Source organism: Embleya scabrispora DSM 41855 (genome assembly GCF_000372745.1).
GTDB lineage: Bacteria > Actinomycetota > Actinomycetes > Streptomycetales > Streptomycetaceae > Embleya > Embleya scabrispora.
The window spans coordinates 43961-51172 of the sequence record NZ_KB889704.1; the positions used below are offsets into that span (position 1 = coordinate 43961).

General features: G+C 72.1%; 7 protein-coding genes. 6 read left to right on the forward strand and 1 reads right to left on the reverse strand.

All coding sequences use genetic code 11. From position 1 onward, the window contains the following. Nucleotides 1-33: 33 nt before the first annotated feature. The 4 genes from A3IC_RS0140275 (at nucleotide 34) to A3IC_RS0140290 (ending at nucleotide 4186) form a co-directional block, all read left to right on the forward strand. Nucleotides 34-1203, forward strand: a complete 1170-nt coding sequence (locus A3IC_RS0140275; protein ID WP_020555731.1) for an LLM class flavin-dependent oxidoreductase — start codon at nucleotides 34-36, stop codon at nucleotides 1201-1203. 89 nt (nucleotides 1204-1292) lie between these two features. Next, the gene (locus A3IC_RS0140280; RefSeq protein ID WP_020555732.1) at nucleotides 1293-2357 is read left to right on the forward strand and encodes a zinc-binding dehydrogenase; all 1065 of its coding nucleotides are present in this window, start codon (nucleotides 1293-1295) and stop codon (nucleotides 2355-2357) included. Nucleotides 2358-2715: 358 nt separating this feature from the next. Then, a complete protein-coding gene (locus tag A3IC_RS0140285; RefSeq protein WP_020555733.1) occupies nucleotides 2716-3144 on the forward strand; it encodes an ATP-binding protein in 429 nt (142 codons plus the stop codon). Nucleotides 3145-3313: 169 nt separating this feature from the next. Then, nucleotides 3314-4186, forward strand: coding sequence for a sigma-70 family RNA polymerase sigma factor (locus tag A3IC_RS0140290; protein ID WP_020555734.1), 873 nt, complete (start codon nucleotides 3314-3316; stop codon nucleotides 4184-4186). 48 nt (nucleotides 4187-4234) lie between these two features. Here the strand turns inward: A3IC_RS0140290 and A3IC_RS0140295 are convergent, their stop codons facing one another. Beyond that, entirely contained in the window at nucleotides 4235-4750 is a 516-nt protein-coding gene (locus tag A3IC_RS0140295) for a GNAT family N-acetyltransferase (protein ID WP_026219296.1), read from the reverse strand. 49 nt (nucleotides 4751-4799) lie between these two features. On the opposite strand from A3IC_RS0140295, the gene A3IC_RS72760 reads away from it, so the two are divergent. Both A3IC_RS72760 and A3IC_RS0140305 read left to right on the forward strand, forming a co-directional pair. Next, nucleotides 4800-5381, forward strand: a complete 582-nt coding sequence (locus A3IC_RS72760) for a TetR/AcrR family transcriptional regulator (RefSeq protein WP_063744945.1) — start codon at nucleotides 4800-4802, stop codon at nucleotides 5379-5381. A gap of 329 nt (nucleotides 5382-5710) precedes the next feature. Then, nucleotides 5711-7212, forward strand: a 1502-nt coding sequence (locus tag A3IC_RS0140305; protein ID WP_020555737.1) for an MMPL family transporter, incomplete at its 3' end; no start/stop codon positions are given.

Below are 7212 nucleotides of genomic sequence, written 5' to 3' on the forward strand. Positions count from 1 at the left end.
AAGCAGGTTCTTGTGTCCTATGAAAGGTCGCCCGTGTCAGAGGCCGCCCCGCCGACCCGCTTCGGCGCGTTCATCGCCCCCTACCACGGCATCGACGGCAACCCCGCGCTGCAACTGCGCCGGGATCTCGACCTGGTCGAACACCTGGACGCGCTCGGCTTCGAGGAGGCGTGGATCGGCGAGCACCACTCGGCCGGCTACGAGACGATCGCCTCGCCCGAGGTGTTCATCGCCGCCGCCGCCGAACGCACCACCCGGATCCGGCTCGGCACCGGCGTCAACTCGCTGCCGTACCACCACCCGCTGGTCCTGGCGGACCGCATCGTGCAGCTCGACCTGCAATCGCGCGGGCGGGTGATGTTCGGCTCCGGGCCCGGCCAACTGGCCTCGGACGCCTTCATGATGGGCATCGACCCGATGCGCCAACGCGGCATGATGGCCGAGGCGCTGGCCGCGATCGTCCCGCTCCTGCGCGGCGAGACGGTGACCATGCGGACCGACTGGTTCACCCTGGACCAGGCCCGGTTGCACCTGGGCCCGTACACGCGCGCCGGCATCGAGACCGTATGCGCCTCCACCGTCTCGCCGTCCGGGTCGGTACAGGCCGGCACCCACGGCATGGGCCTGCTCTCGCTCGCCGCCGCCGACCCGTCCGGCTTCGCGGCGCTGGCCGGCAACTGGGACGTGTACGCCAAGACCTGCGCCGAGCACGGCCACGTCGCCGACCGCGAGCGCTGGCGCCTGGTCGTGCCGATGCACCTCGCCGAGACCACCGAGGCCGCGCGCGAGCAGGCCGAGTACGGCGTGCACCACCTGGTCGACTACATCCAGGGGCTGTCCGGGATGACCATGCCCTGGGGCGCGACGCCCGGGCAGGCCGTGGCGCAGTGGACCGGCGAGGGCTTTCCGACCTTCGGCGTGGCGATGATCGGCACACCCGCGCAGGCGATCGAACGGATCACCGCGATGGCCGAGCGGTCCGGCGGCTTCGGCACGCTGCTCCTGCTCGACCTGCCGATCGCGCGGCCCGCGGACAAGCGGCGCAGCTACGAACTGTTCGCCGAGTACGTGGTCCCGCACTTCACCGGCGCCAACCGCCCGCGACAGGACTCGATGGCCTGGGCGAACGACAACAGCGAGCGCTTCATCGGCGCGCTGCGTCAGGCGGTCGTCGCCGCGATGACGCCGCCCGCCGCCTCCTGAACCCACCGACACACGTTCGTTCGACGGCCCGGCAACCCGGTACCCGGTGAATCGGTCGACCCGTCGACCCGACAGGGAGATTGCCCATCATGCGAGCAGCGGTACTGCGCGGCGGCGCGTTCACGGTCGAGGACATCGCGGCACCCGAACCCGGCGAGGGGCAGGTCCTCGTGGAGACGGTGGCCTGCGGGATCTGCGGCTCGGACCTGTCCGCGTACAAACACACGGCCGAGTTCCTCCAGGCGTCCATCGACTCCGACACGCCCTCGTTCGTCTTCGACCCGGACGCCGACCTGGTGATGGGCCACGAGTTGTCCGCGCGGGTGGTGCGGCCCGGCCCGGGCGTGACCGGCTTCGAGGAGGGCGAGGTCGTGGTCGGGCTGCCCTGGGCACTGGACGGCGGCGGCATACTGCGCACCATCGGCTACTCCAACGCCTTCCCCGGCGGCTTCGGCGAGCGCATGGTGATGCAGGCCGCGGCCCTGGTCAAGGTGCCCTCACACGTGCCGGCGCACATCGCCGCGCTGACCGAGCCGCTCGCGGTCGGCTTCGGCAACGTGGCCCGCTCCGGCGCGGAGAAGGGCGGCGCGGCGATCGTGATCGGTGCCGGGCCGATCGGCCTCGGCGCGATCGCCGGCCTGATCGAGCGCGGCGTGGCGCCCGTGGTGGTCTCCGAACCCTCGCCGCGGCGCCGCGAACTCGCCCGCGCGTTCGGCGCCCACGTCGTGGTCGACCCGGCCGAGCGGGACCCGTTCGTCGCGTGGCGCGAGATCGCCGAGCCGGGGCAACCGCTGACCGTCTTCGAGTGCTCGGGCAAGGCCGGCATGTTCGATCGCATCACCTACGCCGCACCGCGGGGCGCGACGGTGTTGCTGATCGGAGTGTGCATGACCGAGGACACGTTCCGACCCGTGGTGGGCATCTACAAGGACCTCACGGTCAAGATGTGTCTGACCTATCCGCCCGAGGAGTACCCCAAGACGCTGGCCCGGATCGCCGCGGGCAGCGTGGACGCGGCGGCGCTGGTCACCGGGCAGGTGGGCTTCGGCGGGGTGGCCGCCGCGATCGACACGCTGGGCCGGCCGGACGAGCACGTCAAGGTTCTGGTCCGACCGCACCTGGAAGGCTCGGGCGTACATCCCGCCACTGCGTAGCGGCGGACTCGGCCGGCGCCGGGCCCGGAGGCGGAACCGGCGCCGAACCCGGGGGTGGACGCGCGGGAGCGGGTGTCACGCGTACGGGTGGACCCCGGTCGGTCACCCCTGGCGCGCGTCGGGCGCGAACGGCGCGCTCGCCAGGGCGTTTCGCGCGCGCACGCCCCCGAACGCCCCGCCGAGTGGAGTGTGAAGTGTCGCAAACTGGACGCACCGGGCGCCGGAATCGGTACGCTCCGAGGGAATTCCCTCGGAAGATCCGTACACCCGCCATCGGGGACATCATGAGCCACACCGGGCGCCGTCACGGTGCCGTGTCCGTCCATCGCGTGACCACCACCGGATCGGGAGGCGCGGTATGACCGTGCTCAACGATGCTCATCCGGTGTGTCGGTTCGATCTGCCGCCGCACGAGGCGGAAGTGTCCGCGGCCCGGCGCAAAGTGGTCGCGATCGCCGTCGAGTGGGGCATGCCGGCCCACGGCGATCTCGTGGACACGCTGCGTCTGGTCGTGTCCGAGTTGGTGACCAACGCGATCCGGCACGCGGGGGTGCTGACGCCGGCCATCGGCGTCACCGTGTGCGGCACCGACGACGGTGGCGTGCAGGTGGGGGTGCACGATCGACATCCGTTCTGCCCCAAGGCGCTCTTGGAGACGGTCGACGACGACAGCGGACGCGGCCTGCTGATCGTCAAGGCCCTGGTCGCCGAGGCCGGCGGGTACGCGGGGATCCAGCCGGACACGGCCGGCGGCAAGACGGTGTGGGTGACGCTGCCGCTGCGTTGAGGCGGGCGTGGTCGAGTTGTGGTCGGGCGGGTCGAGTCGCGGTCGGCGCGGGTCGGTCGGCGCGGGGCGGCCGGACGCCATCGGTCGTCCGGGTGATCGCCGGGTCGGTCACATCCATCGGGTTTCGTCGGTCAGGGCTGTGACACGACACGACGGGAATGTGAGACCGATGGACGACAACGAGTTCCTGGCGGGCCGCTTCGAGGAGCACCGGTCGCATCTGCGGGCGGTGGCGTATCGGATGCTCGGCTCGCTCAACGAGGCCGACGACGCGGTCCAGGAGACCTGGATCCGGCTCAGTCGCTCCGACGTGAGCGAGATCGACAATCTGGGCGGCTGGCTGACCACGGTGGTCGCCCGGGTGTCGTTGAACATGCTGCGGTCGCGCCGGACCCGTCGCGAGGACCCGTTGGACGCGCACGTCCCGGACCCGGTGGTCGACCCCGGTGAGGGCACCGATCCCGAGCACGAGGCGGTGCTGGCCGATTCGGTCGGCCTCGCGCTGTTGGTGGTGCTGGAGACCCTGGCGCCCGCCGAGCGCCTCGCCTTCGTGTTGCACGACATGTTCGCGCTGCCCTTCGACGAGATCGCGACGATCGTGGACCGCACCCCCACCGCCACTCGGCAGTTGGCCAGCCGGGCGCGCCGCCGGGTCCAGGGTTCGCCGGGCGACCCGGACGTCGACCCCACCCGGCAGCGCGAGGTGGTCGACGCCTTCCTCGCCGCGTCGCGCGATGGCGACTTCCAGGCGCTGTTGGCCCTGCTCGACCCGGACGTGGTGGCACGCGCCGACGGGGCCGCGGCCCGGGCGGGCGCGACGACCGAGGCGCGCGGCGCGACGGCGGTCGCGGAGATCTTCGCCGGCCGGGCCCGGGGCGCACGGACCGCGCTCATCGACGGCATCGTCGGCGCCGTCTGGGCACCGGGCGGCAAACCCCGGGTGATCTTCGGCTTCACCGTCGTGGACGGCCTGATCGTCGGTATCGACCTACTGTCCGACCCCGATCACCTGCGCGAGACGGAGGTGACGATCGTCGGCTGACCCGGCATCGCGGCGCCGATCCCGGAGTGGTCCCGGGATCGGCGCCGATCACAACTTCAGGTCGAAACGCTGCTCGACGGCGTCGATCCCCCAGGCTCGGGCCGGGCGTTCCTCGGTCAGCGTGAAACCGGCCCGGTCGTACAGGTGCCTGGAGGCGCCCAGGCCCGCGATGGTCCACAGGTACACGCCGACCGCGTCCCGCCGACGGGCCTCGGCCAGCGCGGTGTCGAGCAACGCACCGCCCACACCCCGACCGCGCGCGGCCGGGTCCAGGATCACCCAGCGCAGCCGCATCCACCCGTCCTGCTCACGGGTCAACCCGACGCCGCCCAGCACCCGTTCCCCGTCCTGCGCGACCCACATCCGGCCGGGTCCGTCGTCCCCCTCCCGGGCACGGGCCAACACGAGTTCGGCCATACCCGCGGCGACGCCCGCCTCCATCGTGGTGTCCATGCCGTATTCGCGGCTGTACAGCACGCCGTGCAGCGCGGCGAGTGCGCCCAGGTCGCCGGGACGGGTCGCGTCGCGAATGGTCACAGCGCGCGGGCTCGGTGTCGAGGTCATGCTCTCGATACCCTTCACTGAAACAGTCGTTTCAGTAGAGGATATGCGGATGGCCGCCGACGCGAAACCCCCCACCTCCGCCCGCCGCGCCGAGTTGCTCGCCGCGAGCGTCGCCTACGTGGCCGAGCACGGGCTGGCCGAACTCTCGCTGCGCCCACTGGCTCAGGCGATCGGCTCCAGTCCGCGCGTACTGCTCTACCTGTTCGGCGCCAAGGAGGGCCTGATCCGGGAGATCCTCGACGTCGGCCGCGCCGAACAACTCGCCCTGGTCGAACGCGCCGACGGCCACCGCGGCACCGCCCGGCAGACCCTGGACCTGCTGTGGACCTGGCTGATCGCCCCCGAACGCCGCGGCGCACTGCGCCTGTTCTTCGACGGCTATGTCCGCTCCTTCGACAGCCCCGAAGGCCCCTGGTCCGACTTCGCGGGCAAGTCCCTCAACGACTGGCTCCCCCCACTCCGGCGCGTCCTGGCCGACCACCCGGTTCCTCCGACCCTGGTCCTCGCCGTCCTCCGCGGCCTCCTCCTCGACCACCTGGCCGCCACCACCCGGGACCACCACGAAAGGGTCCAGTCGGCCTGGACGTCCTTCCTCGACCACTCCTTCCCCCCGCCCGACACCCCCGGGTGACCTCCGCCCCCAGGCCACCCGAACCCGCCGAGTCGGCCCGGCGGGGCAACCGGGCCGACCGGGTCTTCCCACACCGCCACAACAGCCCACCCGCGGCATCGCCTCGCCGGCTGGATGTGACATGGCCGCCTCAGGTCGCCCGCGGTGGGTGAAGTGTGGCGTTCGCCGGTGTCCCGGGGACATGCCGTCGGCGGTGGGCGCCTACTGCAATTTCAGTAGTCGGTCGTGTGGTTTCGGTAGGTCGCGGTGTCTGTAGCCGCATGACGACGGAACGGGTCTTCCCGGGCGAGCCTTGAGCGGTCATCGCTCGTGGATATGGAGACCCTGACGTGGCGACTTTTCTGTATCGGCTCGGTCGCGGCGCCTTTCGGCGGCGCGGCCGGGTACTGCTGGTGTGGCTGGGGATGTTGGTGGTGGTCGCGGTCGGCGCCGCGCAGGCGTCGGGGCCCTCCGACGAGGAGTTCTCGCTGCCGGGGATCGAGTCGCAGAAGGCGTTCGATCTCATGGAGGAGCGTTTTCCCGGAACGGCTGCGGACGGCGCCACCGCCAAGGTCGTCTTCGTCGCCCCGGGCGGGCGGAAGGTGACCGAGGGCGACATGCGGAAGGCCGTCGACAACGCGGTGCGCTCGCTGGGCGCAGGCCCGCAAGTGGCCGGTGTCGCGGACCCGTTCGAGTCGAAGGCCGTCAGCAAGGACGGTTCGACGGCCTATGCGACCGTCACCTACAAGGTGGAGTCCGCCGAGGTCACCGACGCCAGTCGGGCGGCGGTGGACAAGGCGGCGAACCAGGCGCGGGCGGCGGGCTTGGCGGTGGAGACCGGCGGGTCGGCGATGGACAGCGGCGGCGGGCCCGGCGGAGTGGCGGAGATCGTCGGCCTCTCGGCGGCGGCGGTCGTGCTGCTGTTCACGTTCGGCTCATTGGCGGCCGCGGGCCTGCCACTGCTGACCGCGGTCTTGGGTGTCGCCGTGAGCCTGTTCGCAATCCTGCTGGCGGCGGGCCCGTTGGGCCTGTCCGCGGACACGCTCACCCTCGGGACGATGCTGGGCCTGGCGGTGGGCATCGACTACGCCCTGTTCGTGGTGTCCCGCTATCGCGAGGAGCGCGAGCGCGGCCGGGCACCGCAGGAGGCGGCCGGGATGGCGGTGGGCACCGCCGGGTCGGCGGTCGTATTCGCCGGGGTCACCGTGGTGATCGCACTGGCGGGCCTGTCGGTGGTCGGGATCCCGACGCTGACGAAGATGGGCCTGGCCGCCGCGGGGGCCGTCGCGGTCGCCGTACTGGTCGCGTTGACGGTCGTCCCCGCACTGCTCGGGTTCTGGCCCGACGCGGTGCTGGCCCGCAAGGCCCGCAAGGCACGCACGCGGGGCCGCGACCGGGTCGTGCTCCCGAGCGGCGGTGCGCCCGGCGCGGGCGGGCGGGGCAACCTGGGCACACGCTGGGCTCGTTTCGTGCTGCGTCGTCCTGTGGCGGTGCTGATTCTCGGCGTGCTGGGACTGGGCGCACTGGCCGTGCCGATGGCGTCGCTGCGGCTGGGCATGCCGGGTGACGAGGCCAAGTCCACCGCCACCACCGAGCGGCGGGCCTACGACGCGCTCGCCGAGGGCTTCGGCCCCGGCTTCAACGGCCCGCTGACCATCGTCGTGGACGCGAGGGGAGCAGCCGACCCGCGCGCCGCGGTGCGCGTCATCGGCGACCGCATCGGCAACACGGACGGCATCGTGTCGATCTCGCAGGCCCGCTTCAACCAGGCGGGCGACACTGCGGTCTTCCGGGCCACCCCGTCGACCAGCCCCACGGACGAGAAGACCAAGGACCTGGTGGAGACGATCCG

Coding starts and splice junctions, on each gene's coding strand:
- A3IC_RS0140285 (WP_020555733.1), top strand. CDS start 2,716: ATGACCGTGCTCAACGATGCTCATCCGGTGTGTCGGTTCGATCTGCCG.
- A3IC_RS0140280 (WP_020555732.1), top strand. CDS start 1,293: ATGCGAGCAGCGGTACTGCGCGGCGGCGCGTTCACGGTCGAGGACATC.
- A3IC_RS0140295 (WP_026219296.1), bottom strand. CDS start 4,750: ATGACCTCGACACCGAGCCCGCGCGCTGTGACCATTCGCGACGCGACC.
- A3IC_RS0140290 (WP_020555734.1), top strand. CDS start 3,314: ATGGACGACAACGAGTTCCTGGCGGGCCGCTTCGAGGAGCACCGGTCG.
- A3IC_RS72760 (WP_063744945.1), top strand. CDS start 4,800: ATGGCCGCCGACGCGAAACCCCCCACCTCCGCCCGCCGCGCCGAGTTG.